Source organism: Nocardia sp. NPDC057440, assembly GCF_042802915.1.
GTDB lineage: Bacteria > Actinomycetota > Actinomycetes > Mycobacteriales > Mycobacteriaceae > Nocardia.
In genome coordinates, this window is the sequence record NZ_JBHVDF010000023.1 from 12,681 (window position 1) to 29,956 (window position 17,276).

At 67.0% G+C, this 17,276-nt stretch carries 12 protein-coding genes; 6 read left to right on the forward strand and 6 right to left on the reverse strand.

All coding sequences use genetic code 11. The features are described from left to right. Positions 1 to 17: 17 nt before the first annotated feature. The 3 genes from ACFU4Z_RS32780 to ACFU4Z_RS32790 all read right to left on the reverse strand — a co-directional run bounded on the left by ACFU4Z_RS32780 (position 18) and on the right by ACFU4Z_RS32790 (position 5,086). Positions 18 to 515 (reverse strand): GtrA family protein, encoded by a 498-nt coding sequence (locus tag ACFU4Z_RS32780; RefSeq protein WP_379071071.1) that lies wholly within the window; start codon positions 513 to 515, stop codon positions 18 to 20. Further along, on the reverse strand, positions 512 to 2,731 hold the full coding sequence (locus ACFU4Z_RS32785; protein WP_379071273.1) for a hypothetical protein: 2,220 nt from the start codon (positions 2,729 to 2,731) through the stop codon (positions 512 to 514). Before ACFU4Z_RS32785 ends, ACFU4Z_RS32780 begins: the two co-directional genes overlap by 4 nt. Before the next feature lie 153 nt (positions 2,732 to 2,884). After that, entirely contained in the window at positions 2,885 to 5,086 is a 2,202-nt protein-coding gene (locus ACFU4Z_RS32790; protein WP_379071275.1) for a hypothetical protein, read from the reverse strand. 182 nt (positions 5,087 to 5,268) lie between these two features. Between ACFU4Z_RS32790 and ACFU4Z_RS32795 the strand changes: the two genes are divergently transcribed. Further along, on the forward strand, positions 5,269 to 6,366 hold the full coding sequence (locus tag ACFU4Z_RS32795; RefSeq protein ID WP_379071074.1) for a glycosyltransferase: 1,098 nt from the start codon (positions 5,269 to 5,271) through the stop codon (positions 6,364 to 6,366). Next, complete coding sequence (gene rffA / locus ACFU4Z_RS32800; protein ID WP_379071077.1) at positions 6,356 to 7,495, forward strand: dTDP-4-amino-4,6-dideoxygalactose transaminase; 1,140 nt, start codon at positions 6,356 to 6,358, stop codon at positions 7,493 to 7,495. Before ACFU4Z_RS32795 ends, rffA begins: the two co-directional genes overlap by 11 nt. A 2-nt stretch (positions 7,496 to 7,497) precedes the next feature. Here the strand turns inward: rffA and ACFU4Z_RS32805 are convergent, their stop codons facing one another. From ACFU4Z_RS32805 to ACFU4Z_RS32815, 3 genes are all read right to left on the reverse strand, one after another. Continuing rightward, complete coding sequence (locus tag ACFU4Z_RS32805) at positions 7,498 to 8,097, reverse strand: class I SAM-dependent methyltransferase (RefSeq protein ID WP_379071080.1); 600 nt, start codon at positions 8,095 to 8,097, stop codon at positions 7,498 to 7,500. Positions 8,098 to 8,260: 163 nt separating this feature from the next. Then, positions 8,261 to 11,209 carry an acyl-CoA synthetase gene (locus tag ACFU4Z_RS32810; protein WP_379071083.1) on the reverse strand — a complete coding sequence of 983 codons (2,949 nt, stop codon included), beginning with the start codon at positions 11,207 to 11,209 and terminating at the stop codon, positions 8,261 to 8,263. A 175-nt stretch (positions 11,210 to 11,384) separates the two neighbouring features. Then, the gene (locus tag ACFU4Z_RS32815; RefSeq protein WP_379071086.1) at positions 11,385 to 12,170 is read right to left on the reverse strand and encodes a hypothetical protein; all 786 of its coding nucleotides are present in this window, start codon (positions 12,168 to 12,170) and stop codon (positions 11,385 to 11,387) included. 304 nt (positions 12,171 to 12,474) lie between these two features. On the opposite strand from ACFU4Z_RS32815, the gene ACFU4Z_RS32820 reads away from it, so the two are divergent. Genes ACFU4Z_RS32820 through idi form a run of 4 tightly spaced genes read left to right on the forward strand, consistent with a single transcriptional unit; the run spans position 12,475 to position 16,876 of the window. After that, positions 12,475 to 13,881 (forward strand): family 2B encapsulin nanocompartment shell protein, encoded by a 1,407-nt coding sequence (locus ACFU4Z_RS32820; RefSeq protein ID WP_379071089.1) that lies wholly within the window; start codon positions 12,475 to 12,477, stop codon positions 13,879 to 13,881. Between the two features lie 15 nt (positions 13,882 to 13,896). Continuing rightward, the gene (locus ACFU4Z_RS32825; RefSeq protein WP_379071093.1) at positions 13,897 to 15,396 is read left to right on the forward strand and encodes a family 2 encapsulin nanocompartment cargo protein terpene cyclase; all 1,500 of its coding nucleotides are present in this window, start codon (positions 13,897 to 13,899) and stop codon (positions 15,394 to 15,396) included. Positions 15,397 to 15,437: 41 nt separating this feature from the next. After that, positions 15,438 to 16,310, forward strand: coding sequence for a geranyl diphosphate 2-C-methyltransferase (locus ACFU4Z_RS32830; RefSeq protein WP_379071096.1), 873 nt, complete (start codon positions 15,438 to 15,440; stop codon positions 16,308 to 16,310). Continuing rightward, positions 16,307 to 16,876, forward strand: coding sequence for an isopentenyl-diphosphate Delta-isomerase (gene idi, locus ACFU4Z_RS32835; protein ID WP_379071099.1), 570 nt, complete (start codon positions 16,307 to 16,309; stop codon positions 16,874 to 16,876). The genes ACFU4Z_RS32830 and idi overlap by 4 nt, the downstream gene beginning before the upstream one ends. Positions 16,877 to 17,276: the final 400 nt, after the last annotated feature.

A 17,276-nucleotide genomic window follows, 5' to 3' on the forward strand; every position in this document is an offset into this window, starting at 1 on the left:
GATAACTTACCCGTCGCCTACAGCTGCTCCGCACCGGAACCGGTCGACGGTGACAACGCCACCGGTTCCCTGCGGAACGAGATGTAGCGATGGCCGAAGAAACTGACGATCGCGACAAGCCCCATCACGACGACCGCCGCGGGCTTGTCGGGGAATCCCAGCACCGAGACGGCCAGCTCCAGCAGCACGATATTCAGCAGCAGCCCACCGGAATTCACCGCGACGAAGCGCAGGAAATCACGGACGACGTGGCCGCGCACCCGGAACACCAGGGTGCGGTGCAGCACGAACGCGATCACGATGCTGATGCCGTAGGCCGCGACCACCGCGACCGACGGCGGCACATCAGGGCCGAGCATCGCGAGCCAGGCCACCGTCAGCGTCATGCCCAATGCGGTGTTGAAGCCGCCGACCACCGCGAAGGCGAGCTCCTGCCTGCGCACCAGGCGCAGCAGTGGTCCGGGATCCTCGGTTCCCGTCGCCCCCGCGTGGGCTCCGGCCTCCCCAGCGCTCATTGGATCGCGCCGACCAGGTCGGGTTCCGGAGCCGGGCGGTCCGCGTTCGGCGGCACCGATGCGCCGCCGCCCGGCTTGTCGTCATCGCGTCGGCCACGCAGATACAGCCACTGCATCGCGCCCGCCCCGAGCAATCCGAGCAGCACCGCGCCGACGCCGGGCTTCCAGCCGGGCGGTCGCCAGGTCAACTCCAGATCCGCGTTCTTGGTTCCCGCCGGAATATCCACGGCGACAAAGGTTTTCGCAACCACCGTGAACGGGATCTCGCGACCGTTGAGCGTCGCGCGGTAGCCGGGCCAGCCGAGCCTGGCGAACACGACTCGTCCGCCCTGCTCCGAACTCACCCGCACCCTGCTGGTCGAATCCGACTCCGAGACCGAGGTCGCGGTGCCGCCCGTGACGGTGGCGACGCGGCCATTACGGGTGGACAACAGCCCGTTGTCGCGCTCCAGCACCGCGATGTACTTCTCGTGCCCCGAGTAGTCGACCCACCGCCAGCCGGGCGGCGCGGCCTGGTTGCGCGCATCCGGGTACAGCGCCTTCTGCAGCACCACCCGGTCGACCTTCATCAGGTCGACGATGGTCTTGCCGGTGGACGGCTCGGTGGTAAAGGCGCGACGGTAGGCGTCGGGACAGACGCTGGTGTCCCATCGCATGCAGAGCATCTCGCCGAACCAGAAGTGGCCGTTGGGGGTGTAGCCGCTGACATAGGTCAGTTCGAGGTCTTTGGCGTAGTTGCCGAAGACCAGCGACCCATAGGCCCCCTGAAGGGTCCGTTCGCCCGGCTGGATCAGTCCGCGGTCCGCGAGTTGCAGCGTGGTACCCGCGAAATCGGGGAAGGCGCCCTTCATCTCGGAACGATTCTCCGGCAGGTTCCAGCTCATCGGTGTCGGCTGCGCCGCGTGCACCTGGAGGAACGCGATCGGGAACACCGAGACGATGACCAGCACACAGGCCGCGGCGGTGCCGCGGCGCAGCCCGAGCCACACCACTGCCGCTCCCAGGGCCGCGATGCCCAGCGCCGCGACCACATGCCACACCACCTCGTCCGGCGCGGACGAGAACGACCGCAACCAGAGCAGCCCGATCAGCACGGCCGCCGCGATGCCGCGCCTGCGCCGGTCGGCGAAGGTCGCATAGCGCCCGAGCAGCACGCACACCAGCACCAGCAGCCCGAGGGCCAGCATCGGCAGCACCCTGGCAGGCCATCGCAGCGGGCCGATGGTGCCTGGGCCCGCGGTCCACATCAGCGCCATGATCGCGACGAGCGCGATGGCGCTGAACTCGCGCCAGCTCTCGCGTGCCTTGCGCCAGTCGATGAAGGCCAGCGCCGGGATCAGGAACCAGGCGATATAGACCACCGGCATCGGCTGCACATAACCCCACCAGGAGCTGTACGCCGGCAGCGTGCTCGGCAGGCTGGCATTGAGCGACTCCGACCACGGCACCGTCAGGAACTGGTCGTTGTTGATCTGCGCGGTCCCGCGCCAGGTCACCTTCGCCGAGAGCATACTCGGCAGGTAGGTCGCCACGCCGGCCAACGCCGCGGCACCCGCCACCGCGAGCAGTCGCACCGACGGCAGCCACTTGCGTTGGTAGACCACCTCGCCGACGGCCACGGCACCGATCATCAGACCGGCCTCTACGGCGGGAAAGATGTACTGCACCGAAATCGCCAGGTACAGGAAGACGAAGGTCGGGATGGGCCCGCTGCGGCCGCGTGCATAGCGCACACCCGAAGCCCAGGCGTGCACCAGCCACGCGGTGCCGGTGAACGCCGTGTACCAGCTGGCCTCGTCGAAGAACAGCAGCCACCCGGTGAAGGGAATCGAGACGCCCGCAACCGCGGCCCACGGCAGCTTCGCGCCGTACTCCACGCAGATCCGGTAGACGCCGAGCCCGAGCACGATCGCGAAGATCAGCTTGATCACCGTGGTGTAGAGCGCGACATTGCTCACCGAGGGCGCGATCAGATCGATCAGCAGCTGCGGCGGATTCAGCAGACCCGCCTCCTCGATGGTGTAGTTGCCCGCCATCCAGTGCTCGGGGACCATCGCTGGGAACTGCCCGTCACGCAGTTGGCGGCCGAGCATCACCCACAACGGCGCGTATTGCGACTCGCTGTCGTCGGTGTAGAAGTGCCGGACATTCGCCAACAGCACCGCACCGTATCCCGCAATCACACCGAGTGCGGTTATGAGACCCCACCTGTACACGTCCCGCCGGGCGGGGGCGCTACTTTCCACCACGAGTTCCAGACCCTACAGCCCACCGCGGGCAGTACCGGAATGCGCACCGTGAGCGGGGCGCTTCCCACACCGAGACCGGCGCGCCTCTCGGCGTCCCGGTTACCGGATGCGGGTCAGCGCTCACGAAACAACGTCCGCCAGTGCGCGTTCGGGCTCACCGGCGGCATCGTCGGCCTGCACCGCGGCGTCACGACGCCGTGACCGCACATACAGCCACTGCAGCGCGCCGATACCGAGTACCCCGGCCGCCATCGCCGCGATACCGACCTTCCACCCCGGCGGACGCCAGGTCAGCACCAGCTCCGCGTTGTGGGTGCCTGCCGGAATATCCACAGCGACGAAGCTTTTCGCGACCACTTTGATCGGGATCGGCTCACCGTTGAGGGTGACCCGGTAGCCCGGCCAGCCGAGCCGCGCGAACACCACTCGACCGCCGTCGGCCGAGGACACCCGCACCCTGCTGGTGGTGCCGGTCTCGGAGATCGATGTCGCCGTCGCGTTGTTCGCGTCCGCGACCCGGCCGTTCACCGTCGAAATCGGGCCGTCCACCCGTTCGAGCACCGAGATGTAGCGCTCGTGGCCGGGGTAGTCCACCCACTTCCAGCCCTCGGGAGCGGGCTGGTCGCGGGCATCGGGGAACAGCGCGCGCTGCAGTACCACCCGGTCCAGCTTCATCAGATCGACGAGCTGCCGCCCGGTGGTCGGCTCCGGGGCGAACATCCTGCGGTAGGCGTCCGGGCAAACGCTGCTGTCCCAGCGCATGCACAGCAGCTCGCCGAAGTAGAAGTGACCCGTCGGCGTGTAGCCGTTGACGTAGGACAGGTCCAGAGATTTGGCGTAGTTGCCGAAAACCAGGGAGCCGTAAGCGCCTTCGAGGCTCTTGTCCGCTGGTTGCAACAGTCCGCGCTCGGCGAGCTGGATGGTATTGCCAGGGAAGTCGGGGAACGCGGCGGCGGCCGCGGAGCGATTGGTCGGCAGATTCCACGTCATCGGGGTCGGCTGAGCGGCCCTGACCTGGAAGTAGGCGATCGGGAACATCGCGGCGATGGTCAGCGCACACGCCGCGGCCACCCCCTTGGTGCGATCGAGCCACACCACCCCCGCGCCGAGCGCCGCGATCGCGACGGCCGCAAGCACATGCCAGATCACGCCGTGCGGATCAGCCGAGAAGGATCGCACCCACAGCAGCCCGATCAGGACTCCGGCGGCCACGCCGCGATTCTTCAGGTCTCGCACCGTGCCGTAGCGCCCGAGCAGCACGCACACCAGCACCAACAGGCCGATGGCGAGCATCGGCAGCACCCGCACCGGCCAGCGCAGCGGACCGATCGAACCCGGTCCGGCGGCCCACATCAGCATCAGGACCGAGAAGATCGCGACCGCGCTGAGCTCCCGCCAGCTTTCCTTGGCGCGCCGCCAGTCGATGAACGCGAGCGCCGGGATCAGGAACCAGGCGATGTAGGTGACCGGCATCGGCTGCACATAACCCCACCAGGAGGTGAAGGCAGGCATCGAACTCGGCAGGCTGGCGTTGAGCGACTCCGACCAGGGCACCGTGAGGAACTGGTCGTTGATGATCTGCGAGCTGCCGCGCCAGGTCACCTTCGCCGACAACATGCTCGGCAGGAAGGTCAGCAGACCCGCGAGACCGGCGCACGCTCCCGCGACGGTCAGCCGCGCGACCGGCTGCCAGCGGCGTTGGTGGATCAGCTCGCCCACCGCCACGGCGAACAGCATGATCGCGGCCTCCACCGCGGGGAAGATGTACTGCGTGGAGATGGTCAGATACAGAAAGACGAAGACCGGAATCGGCCCGCCCGCGCCGCGCGCGTAGCGCACCGACGATGCCCAGGCGTGCACCAGCCACGCGGTGCCGGTGAGCGCGGTCATCCAGCTGGCCTCGTCGAAGAACAGGAAGAAACCCGACAGCGGGAACGCGACGCCCGCCGCCGCCGACCACGCGGGCCGACCGCCGTAGGCCAGGCAGATCCGGTACACCCCGAGTGCGGCGATAACGGCGAAGATCAGTTTGACGACGGTCGCGTACAACGCCATGTTGTCGACCGACGGCGCGATCAGATCGATCAGCAGCTGCGGCGGATTGAACAGCCCCGCATCGTCCATCGTGTTGTTGCCCGACATCCACCGCTCCGGCACCAGCACAGGGAAGGTGCCCTCACGCAACGACCGGCCGAGGCCGATCCACAACCCGGTGTACTGGGATTCGGTGTCGTCGGTATAGAAGTGCCGGACGTTGGCGAGCAGGACCGCGATATACCCCGCGACCGCCCCGATCGCGGTGATGGCTCCCCAGCGGTACACGTCTCGCCGCGAATCGAGCGCTGCACTATCCGTCACGAGTTCCAGACCCTACCGTGCGCGGTGCCGCTTGGCATCGGTCGCAGAAGCCGAAACCCGCACCGTGCTAGAGTTCTGGGCGGCTCGGGCTCTGCTGTCCAGCGGGGAGTACCGGCACGCACCGTTAGCGAAAGTCGATCCAGCTGATGCCGATTCCCACTACTTCCACGCCCCGCACCGATGCTGCAGCGCCGAACGGCAAACCCCGCCCTGACGCGGGTAGCGCGCACACGGTGTCCGTCGTCGTACCGATCTATCGGGGCGAGGACACCATCGGCGGGCTGGTCGCCGAATTGCACGAGCTGACCGTTCCCACCCAAACGCCGGGCGGCGCCGTCTTCGCGATCGACGAGATCATCCTGGTGCACGACCACGGGCCGGATCGGTCCGATGTGGTGCTGCAGGAGCTCGAGCAGACCTACCCCGAGGTGCGCACCGTCTGGCTGAGTCGCAATTTCGGCCAGGACGCCGCGACGATCGCCGGCATGTCCGCCGCCCGCGGCAGCTGGATCGTCACCATGGACGAGGACGGCCAGCACGATCCCCGATTCATCGGCACCTTCCTTGATGCGGCCCTCGCCGAGCGCGCCGACCTGGTCTATTCGCGGCCTACCAACACCCGCCCGCACGGCTTCCTGCGCAACCTCACCTCGCGCGGCGCGAAGATCGTGCTCGCCACGGTGTTCGCGTTCCCGGATTCCACCCGATTCGAGAGCTACCGGCTCATCCGCGGCGCCATCGGCCGCCAACTCGCCGAAGTCGCCTCCAACGGCGTCTATCTGGATGTCGCGCTGACCTGGGTGGTCGGCACCGTCGCCCAGGTGCCGGTCGAGCTGCGTGCCGAGGGCCGCGAGGAGTCCGGCTACAACTACCGGCGGCTGTTCTCACTGTTCTGGAAGATGGTGCTGTGCAGCGGTACTCGCGGTCTGCGGCTGGTCAGCCTGCTCGGTGTCACGCTGGCGCTCGCCGGTGGCGTGATGGCGGCGTTCGTCGTCTATGAGGCACTCACCGCCGAAAACTGGGCGCCGGAGGGCTGGGCCTCGATCATCGTGGTGCTGCTGCTGGTGTCCGGCGCGACCCTGTTCTCCCTCGGCCTGATCGCCGAATACCTCGGCGTCGCTTTGCATATCCTCGTAGGCAAACCGCTCTACCTGACCGTCGACACTCCGACGCCGCGCCCGGCGGATACCCGGGAACTGTCCATGACCGCCGCCAACAGGGGGATCGACCGGCTTGAGCACTGATCGCGTCATTTTCAGCCGCCCGTTCCGGGCACGCCGCGAATTGGCCAATCTGGAGGCCGTGCTCGGCTCCGATCACAGCCACGGCGACGGGCAGTTCACCGCCGCCGCCACCGCCAAGCTGAAGACCATCACCGCCGCGCCGCACGCGCTGCTGACCACCTCGTGCACCTCCGCGCTGGAGATGGCGGGCCTGCTGTTGGAGCTTGGCCCGGACGACGAAGTGATCGTGCCGAGCTTCGCGTTCACCTCGACTGCGACCTCGATGGCACTGCGCGGGGCCACCTGCGTGTTCGCCGACATCGACCCGGAGACCGGCAATCTGGACCCGGACTCCGTCGCCGCGGCGGTCACCGAGCGGACCAAAGCCGTTGTCGTCATCCACTACGGCGGCGTCGCCGCCGAGATGGACCGGCTGCTCGCCCTGGCCGAGGCGCACGGTTTCGCCATCGTGGAGGACAACGCGCACGGCCTCGGCGCCAGCTGGCGCGGACGCCCGCTCGGCACCATCGGCAGCCTCGGCACGCTGAGTTTCCACGACACCAAGAACGTGCACTGTGGTGAGGGCGGCGCGTTGCTGCTCACCGACGAGATACTGATGGCGCGCGCCGAGATCATCCGAGAGAAGGGCACCGACCGCGCCCGCTTCCTGCGCGGCGCGGTGGACAAGTACTCCTGGCAGGACATCGGCTCCAGCTATCTGCCCAGCGAGTTGAACGCGGCGGTGCTGGACGCGCAGTTGGACGAATTCGACACCATCCAGGCCGGACGGCACCGGGTGTGGGACACCTACGCCGCGGCGCTGCCCGAGTGGGCGCGCCGCAACGACGTTCGCCTCATGAGCGTGCCCGACGACCGCGCACACACCGCGCACCTGTACTACCTGCGCACCCCCACCGAGGAACGCCGCGACGACTTGATCGCGCACCTGGGCGCACGCGGCATCTCGGCGCCGTTCCACTACGTGCCGCTGGATTCCAGCCCCGCTGGTCTCAAGCTGGGCCGGACCCCGCAGCCGTGCGTGCGCAGCGCCGAGTTCTCCGGAACTATTGTGCGGCTCCCGCTGTGGCCCGACCTGACCGACGAGCAGATTGCCCGGGTCGTCGACGCCGTCACCGCGTTCACGGTCTGATCTCACGCCGAGAGGACGAACAACTTCTCTCGTCCGCCCGCGATCAGCGACTGCTCGACGACGCGCGACGCGTAATCGCGGAACAACGCGTCCAGGGTCGCTTCGGTGAACCGCTGCGCCTGGGCGCCGTCGCCCGCGTCGGTGAAACGCTGACCGATCGCGGCGAGCACCCGGTTGTCACTGGAGGCCAGATTGCGGATCGGCTCCGCGATGATCACCTGCTTGCCCGCCGCGGCCAGCATCCGGTCGATCAGCGGCCCCGGCTGGGGCAGGAAGTGGTACAGGCTGGCCTGCATGATCACGTACTCGGCTTCCGGCAGCGGGGCGTCGGAGTGCAGATCCCACACCGCACCGCGGCCGCCCGCACGTCGCACGCGGGCGATGAATCGCTCGTTGAGATCGAGGCCCATGTAGTCGACAGATTTGCCGCGCAGATAGCGGGTGTGCAGCGTGGCGGGCCCGCAGCACACGTCAAGGACGCCGGCTCCGTCGGGGACGATAGCGGCGATGGCACGGTATCTGGCTCCGTAGTGGCGGCCGTACAACCCACGCATCGCCAGCTCGTAGACGATCCTGTTGCGATAGATAAGGCTCGTACCCACAGTTTCCTTGTAAGGTTCCGTTTCAACATCGGCCGCCACCACGGATAGTACGGTGAAAACCTGCCGAGTACCCGATCGACCCAACATTTGCCGTGAATCCGACACTACGACAACATGTTTCGGCCCCCGCTCAGTTTTCTCGAGCGGGGGCCGAAATCGTCGGTCAGTCGCCGAGCAGCGTCCGCGCGTACGCCTCGGTGAGCGTCTCGTAGGACTCCGACGCCCGGTTGTACCACCAGGTGCCGGGACCCGCTTCCGGCCGACCGGCGGCCTGCACGGCGCGGGCGGACGGGCGGTAGGACGAGCTGCGCGGGATGTCGTCCACCACATGCACCAGATCGGGGCGCTGGTGATGATCGAGCACCTGCAGCGCCTCGGTCACATCCTTGGGTTCGAGCCGGAAACCGTGGCGAACACTGACGGCCGCCACAGCGAGGCAGTGATCGCCGACCGGCAGTCCGTAAGCGACCTCCATGTCGACCGCGGTGATGTCGTTGAGGGCGTCCACGATCGGCTGGGTGTATACCGGCCCGCGCCGCGTGCGGATCACCGTGTCGGTGCGGTCGACCAGCCAGTAGTCACCGTCGCTGTCGCGGCGGAACAGATTCTCGGTCGGCATCCACGCGTCGCCCGCGGTGAACAGGCCGCGCAGGCCGCCGTCGGACAGGTCGACGCCGTCGGAGGCCTTGCCGATCAGCAGACCCACTTCGTTGTCCGCGCAGCGGCGGCCGAAGCCGGATGCGTCCACCAGGACCTGACCGGCGATCGGATCGTAGGCGACGAGTTCCACCTTGGCCGTGCCTGGCACCGGCCTGCCCTTGCAGCCCGCTTTGACGCCGGTCACGTTGGCCAGCACGACATCGCCCTCGATGGAGGCGTAGAACTCCAGCACGCGGGCGGGGTCGAATTGTTCGGTCGTGCGCCGCCACAGACCCGCGGGCATGCCGGAGCCGATGAACAGGCGGATCGGGTGCGGGTGCCCCGCGGGGAACACCCCGGCGTCGAGGATGTCGCGCAGCATGGTCCAGGTGTAGGTCACCACGGTGACGCCGTAACGGTGCACCTCCTCGGCGAAGCGGGCCGGGTCGAGAGATCTGGCCAGCGCGATCCGGCTGCCGCCCGCGATCGCACCGCCGAGGCTCACCAGCAGGCCGGAGGAATGATGCAGCGGGGCAAGGCAGTACACCGTGTCCTTGCGGTCGAGATCGGCCGAGGTCGCGGTGCCGATCGCGGAAAGCGCCCAGCGATGGTTGGTGATGTACTTCGCCTCCAGCCGATCGCCGGTGCCGGTCACCAGGACGAAGGCGAGTTCGCGGGCCAGGCCGGGATTGGGCCGGTACCAGGCGGGCATCCGCACCTGGCCGGGATCGATCTGCTCGAGATCGATCACGTTCGCACCCTGCTGGATATCGAGTCCACGCGTGTCGCCGCCGCCGAGCACCAGCACCCTGGTACCGGTGGCCGCCGCGGTCCGCAGATTCTCCGGGTCCGCGACCAGTGTCTTGATGCCGGTGAGTTCGATCGCCCTTGCCAGCTCGCCGCCGGGGGCGAGCAGCACCGCGACCGCGCCGAGTCGCGACAGCGCCGCGACGGTCGCCAGCGCGCTCGGCCGGGTCTCCATCACCACGCCGACCCGCATCGCGGGACGGATGCCGACCGAGATGAGACCGCGCACCACATTATCGATGCGGACGTTGACCGAGGCGTTGGTGTGCACGCGATCGTCGAACAGGAAAAGATCGCGCAACGGCGCCCGCTGCGCCTGCTCGGCGAGCAACCGCCCCAGCGAAACCCGGGTGTGCGGCTGGATCATCCCGAGCCGGGTCAACCGCGGCAACGCTCGCGCCGCCTCACCGACCAGCTCGACCGAGCCGCGCACGGTGTTGTTCGCGATCCCCTCCAGCGCCTTGCCCATGCCCGTGCCGGCCTCGGCCAGCGTGCCGACGGTGTGCACGACACGGGTGGCCGCCGAGAGCGGCCGGTTGCTTGCGACGTGCTCGGCCATCGGCGTGATCTCCGGCGGCAGCGGCTGGCCGCCGTCCATCCAATCGACCCACTGCCGGACAAGAGGCCAGGTGTGGTTGGTGGCCATGCTGCCCGCGACGAGGCCGAAATGCCCTGCCACCAAACTGGCTTCGTACACCTCGGCGTTGGGCGCGGCCCGCACGATGCCACGTACCGCTGCGGGCTGGCCGATATCGTCGACCTCACCGACGAACGCCAGAATCGGGCATTTCAGTTCGGCAAGCGAAATCGGCTGATCGCGAATCACGAAGCCGCCGAGCATCAACCGGTTGTGCGCGACGAACTGCTTGAGCAGATCGGCGGCCGCCGGGCCCGCGTAGCCGACCCAGCCGTCGTTGTTGAGGAACCGGCGCTGACGTTCCTTGGGCAGCAACGCTTCCCGGTCGTGCAGCTGGCGCAGGAAATCAATCCTGGACTTCGCGGTCTTCACCGGGTCGAGCAGCTGGAAGCCGATGCGCACCATGGAATCGGTGATCGGCAGCCGGGTGACGACGTGGTCGGCGAGGAACTCCGCGACATCCGACACCATGCCGTACGGGAGCCCGAAGGGCATGCCCGCGACCACGTCGACCGGGCTGCCGAAGGTGACGATGCTCGCCACACCCTTGCCGTAGCGGTAGGCGGAGGTCTGATAGGCGAACATGCCGCCCTGCGAGTACCCCATCAGGTGCACGCTGCTGCCGGTCGCCTCGCTGACCGTGTCGATCGCACTGCTGATCGCGAGGACATGATCGGCCAGATCCCGTTCCCACCCGCCCTCTTCGCTCGCGGGCGATCCGAAATCGACCACCCAGCAATCGATTCCGCCGCGATGCAGAATCCCGACGGCGCCGTCCTCGGCGTTGACGTCCCAGATGTCGGCGTTCACCATCAGCGGCGGCACCAGCACGGCGACCGGCCTGCCCGGTGTCGCATCGTCGGGGAAGTAATGGCGCAGGCGATACATCCGTCTGCGTTCGACGACCTCGAACGGGGACGATTCGACATCGTGGGTCAGCCCACCGAAGCGGATGACTTCCAGGCCGTTCTGGGCGGTCGCCATCAACCTTTGCACCGACCCGACCATATCCTTCGCACTGAACTTCACGATCGCTCCCAGCCCTACCAAGAAACGTGACACGCATCACACACCCCGACGTGTTCAGACGAGCTTCCCACATCGTGTGTCCATTATGTGTCGGCTGTGACCCGTTCCATGACAGGCCGCGCGGATCAGCGGCGATATGTGACCGAACCGGCCGGTTTTCTCGGTCGGGAGGGGGTCAGCGCCGCATGACATTCACATACATGCTCTCGAATGGCTCCGGGCTCACACTCAGATCACCGCGGAACGGCAGATCCATGGCGGCGATCAGGAAAATCATCGCGCCGAGAAAGAAAGCGAAGAGGCCGCCGAGCAGCAAATGCGCCCCGCGATGCAGGCTGAACAAGCACAGCAGCACCAGATTGACGGCCGCGCCGACCAGAATGGTCCACCACAGCACCCCGGGCACACCACCGGTAGTCGCGTTGATGCGATGCCGTCGTTGCTGATCGAACGTGGCGAACTGGTCGATCGTCGCCGCGTGCAGGATCTCCTGGGCATTGGTCTGCGGCTGGAAGGTCAGCAGATGCTCCTGAAACCTGGTCACCAGGGCGGTGCCGCCTATTGGTTCCTCGCCCGCACGCAGCGCGGGCCAGGCCACGGTCAGGGTGTTGTCGGTGTAGTCGATCAGGTCTTGGCGCAACTGGGAGCGCTGCGGCTCCGGATATGCGCCCGCCTCCCGGTAGAGCGTGCCGAGGGCGGCGGCTTCGTCGGCGACCACGCCCTGCGCCGCATCGTAGGACTGGTAGGTCGCGGCGGCGATCAGACCGAGTAGCAGGCCATAGAACACACCGCCGACAGTGAGCACCATGGTGACCGAGTCGTTCTTGCCCGGTTCGGGGCCGAGCGTCCGCAACACGTACGGACGGGTCATCAGGATCGAGCCCGTCGTCAGCACCACACACGTTCCGGTGATGATGAGGAAGTCCAGCCAGATGGGCAGCGTATAGATCCAGGTGAACATGACATCTGAAGATAGCTATGTCGCAGCCATCCGTCCGCGAATCCGTGATTCATCCCAGGACGTTACGTGCCGTTATCGTGATCGAGGGCATGTCGTGACCATCCGAAACCCGTTGTGCCATCATCGACTCCGCGATCTTCGACATTCCTCTGCGCGTGCCGGTGCACCCGTTCTAGGATCGATGCCGTCTGGAACGCACTGTCGCGTAAATCAATTCACTCGAGTGTCTAGTTTCTGCTGTGCAATCGAAGCGCCACCACCACCGTCGACCGTCACGGTGACCGTCTCGAGGTGAGGACAACGCATGACCATCGAAATGCCGGTCCAAACAGATAATCACGTACGCAAGAGTCTCAGCACCGCCGCGGCACGCCCGCTCGCGACCACCACCAAATCCGAGCCGCAAATGCAGGGCATCAGCTCCCGCTGGCTCACCCGCATGCTGCCATGGACGCAGGTCAGCAGCGGTACCTACCGCGTCAACCGGCGACTCACCCACACCGTCGGCAACGGCGAGGTCGAATTCGTCGTCGACGGTTCGCAGGCCAGGGTGATTCCGCTGGAACTCCAGGAACTTCCGCAATTGCGGGACTTCGACGACGAGGAAATACTGCGCACGCTCGCGCAGCGATTCGAACAGCGCGATCTCGAACCGGGCACTGTCGTAGCGGAATTCGGCAATCCGATGAATCAGGTCCTGCTGATCGTGCACGGAAAACTCAGCAAGATCGGCACGGGAGAATATGGCGAGCCGACCATGCTGGGAATGCTGGCGGGCGGCGATTTCTACGGCGATGAAACACTCACCAATCCGTCCGCGATTTGGCCGGTCACCGTCAAAACCGTGACAAGGACGACGATGTTGGTCCTGCCGCGGCAAACGCTGGACGAAATACTGGAATACACACCGGCCTTGCGCGAGCAATTGTCCCGCGTCGCGACAGCACCCGCCCAGCCACAGAACTCCAAGGGCGAGGCCAGCATTCTGATCTCCTCGGGCCATTCCGGAGAACCCTTGCTCGACGGCACCTTCGTCGACTACGACGCCTCCCCGCGCGAATACGAGTTGAGTCTCGCGCAGAGCGTGCTGCGGGTGCACACCCGCGTCGCGGATCTGTTCAACGATCCGATGAACCAGGTCGAACAACAGCTGCGGCTGACCATCGAGGCGCTCTACGAACGCCGGGAAGACGACCTCGTCAACAACCCGGACTTCGGCCTGCTGCACAACTGCGATCTGAAGCAACGGATCTACACCGAATCGGGCCCGCCGACGCCCGACGATATGGACGAGCTGCTCAGCATGCGCCGCAGCACGAAACTCTTTCTGGCACACCCGAAAGCTATCGCCGCCTTCGGCCGCGAATGCAGTAAGCGCGGACTGTATCCCGATCCGGTCGAGGTGGATGGTCATCGCGTTCCGGCCTGGCGCGGGGTGCCGATCTTCCCGTGCGGCAAGATCCCGGTCAGCGGCACCCAGACCACGTCGATTCTCGCCATGCGCACCGGCGAGAAGGACCAGGGCGTCATCGGCCTGCACCAGACCAACATTCCCGACGAGTACGAGCCGAGCCTCAACGTCCGATTCAAGGGCATCGACGATCAGTCGATCATCTCCTACCTGGTCAGCTGTTACTACTCGGCGGCCGTGCTGGTGCCGGACGCACTGGGTGTGCTCGACAATGTCCTGGTTGCCCGGCAGGCCGACTGACCGGGGTGATGAGCGATGTCGGTGCTCTCTCGCGCCTGCGCGCCCGCTGCCACGCACGATCTGGCCGCTGCCGTCGCCGCGCTGCTGTCGAATCTCGATAACACCGCCCCGGCGACGCTGCCACTCGAGGGTATCGGCGCGTCGGCGGAACCCACAGTGCCGGAACATGATTCGCGTTCCGTCTCGCAGCCGCCCGAGCGTGCGAGACCGAGCCCGATGCGACTGCTCGGCCCGAGCGGCCTCGGCGCGGCGGCGCTGCTGCTCGAGCCGAACCGACCCGGTCCGGATGCCCCCGATCCCGACCCGCCGCCCCGGACCCCACCCGAGCCGGCGACACCGGACACCGTGCGCGCACCGGCCGTTCCTTCGGCCGGTGTCGAACCACCGCGCGTGGTGTCCCCTGCCGCCTCGATTCCCGTCGGCGTGGCGCAGGGGGTCGCGCCGACGGGATCGACCAAGTCACGAATACCGGTGGGACCCAGTGGATCAGGAACAATATCGGCACATCTGAGCGGCACCGGATCGGCGATTCCGCCGCTGTACTGCCCACCTCCGGTCCGTGACGATCCGGCCCTCGCCGCACTGGTCAACGACGGACTCATCCAGTGGGCGAAGGAGATCGGCCTCTACGCGGGACGGCTGGACGAGCTGCGCGACGCCGACTTCGGCCGGCTGATCATGCTCGCCCATCCCGACAGCGATGACCCCGACCGACTGCTCGCCGCCGCCAAATGCGCGGTTTCCGAATGGTCGGTCGACGACTACTACTGCGAGGAGGGAGCAGACGACACGGCACCGGACGGCACCCCGTCGAATGCCGCGACCGAACTGGGGCCGAAGCTCGAACTCGCCGCCGCCGCAATGGATCCCGTGCATCTACCGGCACGCTATGCGCCCCGGCTCGAGCAGGCGCTGCAGGCCGATCCGATCCTGCGCGCATTCCGCACGTCGTTCGAGCACCTGTCTCACTACACGACACCGGCGCAGCTCGCCCGCTTGCGCACGGAGATCGCGGGCTGGTTCATCGCACTGGCGGCGGAAGCGGGTTGGCGCGCATCGAACCGGATGCCACCGGTGTGGGAGTACCTCACCAACCGGCAGCCGCACAGTTTCCTGCCGTGTATGGCGCCGATCGATGCGGTCGGCGGCTACGAACTCCAAGCCGCCGAATACACCGATCCGCGGGTGCGCCGAGTCGTCACCACGGCCGCGCTGGCCAGTCAGATGGTGAACGACCTGTATTCGATGGCACGCGAGGATCTTTCGGGCGGAAGGGAATTCAACCTCCCGACCGTGCTCGCCGCCGAGGAGAAATGCTCACGCCGGGAAGCGGTGCTACGCACGGCCGAAGTCCACGACGAGCTCGTGCACCGGTTCGAGCACGAGGCGGGCGCACTCGCCGCCGTCGGCTCGGCCGAATTACGCCGATTCCTCGGCGGCCTGTGGGCATGGATGGGCGGCAACCGCGCCTGGCATGCCGACAGCAAGCGCTACAACGATGCGTCCCACCAGTAATCGCGACAACATCAAGCAGTACAGCGAGAGGATGATCCGAGATGACCATGCTCAACCCCGATACCGGCGCCGTGCTCCGTACCCACTATCAGAAGTCTGTCGCCGAGTACTGGAACAACAATCCCAACGACGACCGGGTCAATACCAAGCTCGGCGAGGTGGACGGGCTCTTCCACCACCACTACGGCATCGGTGACCCCGATTTGTCCGTGCTGACAGGACCGGAGGAAACCCGCGAGGAGCGGATCGTCAAGGAACTGCACCGGCTCGAGACCGCACAGGCCGACTTCCTGCTCGACCATCTCGGCGACATCCGGCCCGGCGATCGGCTGATGGACGGCGGATCCGGGCGCGGCGGCACCAGCTTCATGGCCAATCAGCGGTTCGGCTGCCAGGTCGACGGCGTCACCATCTCCGAATACCAGGTCGGCTTCGCCAACGACCAGGCCGCGCATCGCGGCGTCGCGGACAAGGTGCGCTTCCACTTCCGCAATATGCTCGACACCGGTTTCGACGCCGGCGTGATGCGCGGCATGTGGACCAACGAAACCACCATGTACGTCGACCTTTTCGAGCTGTTCCGCGAGTTCTCGCGACTGCTGGAGCCGGGCGGACGCTATGTCTGCATCACCGGCTGCTCCAACGATGTGACGGGCGGGCGGTCCTCGTCGGTCAGCTGGATCGACGCCCACTACGGATGCATGATCCATCCGCGCAGTGAGTACTTTCGGGCGATGGCCGAGAACAACCTGGTGCCGATCGACGTGGTCGACCTGACCCCGGCGACCATCCCCTACTGGGAGCTGCGCAGCAAGTCCGAGCTGGCGACCGGTGTGGAGAAGCCCTTCCTCACCGCCTACAGGGAGGGCAGTTTCCAGTACCTCATGATCGCCGTCGATAAGGTGGGGAGGTGACCGAGACGCTCTCCCAGCCGTGGACCGACCGCGAGGCGCTGCCCGTCGAACTCGTCGACGAGGCAGGCCACGCGGTCGGCGCGTGCCCGGTCGGGCAGGCCCATCAGGCGCCGGGCCTGCTGCACCGCGCGTTCTCGGTCCTGCTGTTCGACGACGGGGGACGGGTGCTGTTGCAGCAGCGTGCCGCGGTGAAGACCCGGTTCCCGCTGCTGTGGGCCAACACCTGTTGCGGCCACCCGGCACCCGGCGAGCCGGTGGCCGCCGCCGCCGCTGTGCGCCTCGCCGAGGAGCTCGGCCTGGCCGCCGACCTCACCGAGGTCGGCGTCTACCGGTACCAGGCGCAAGATCCGGCTACCGGCCGCGTCGAACACGAATGGGACCACGTGCTCATCGGCCGCCTCGACGCGGGCGCACCGCGCCCCGATCCCGCCGAGGTCGCCGATTACGCATGGCTCCAGCCCGACGCGCTGCGTGACGCGCTGGCCGACGAACCGCAGAACTACACCCCGTGGCTGGCGGGCGTGCTGGACATCGCCGAGAAGGCACACCGCCGCACGGGAACGTAGTCCCGCGCAACCCGTCCGATGCCGGTGCTCAGGCCGGGCCCGAGGCAGTCACCGACCGTCGTCGTCGGTGATCCGGGCCCGGCCGCCTCGACCGAGGTAGCCGACCATCTCCAGGAGGCCGACCACCGGCTGAGCCATCGTCATCGGCCATTGCCCCACAGGTGTCCCTTTCACCGTTCGACCAGGTGATCTCGATGGTGATCGGTCCCTGTGGCGGGGCATCGCGCAGCAACGGAGTCGACCACGAGCGGGGAGAGAATCCCGCACCATCCCTGCGGTCCTGGTCCGGCGCACTCGGCGATGCCTCGCTCGGCCGCAGTCGCGACATTGTTGGATGCGCATATCCGGGTAGGCTCATGGGTGTACTGCGATGTTTGTCACACCGCACAAAACCTTCGAG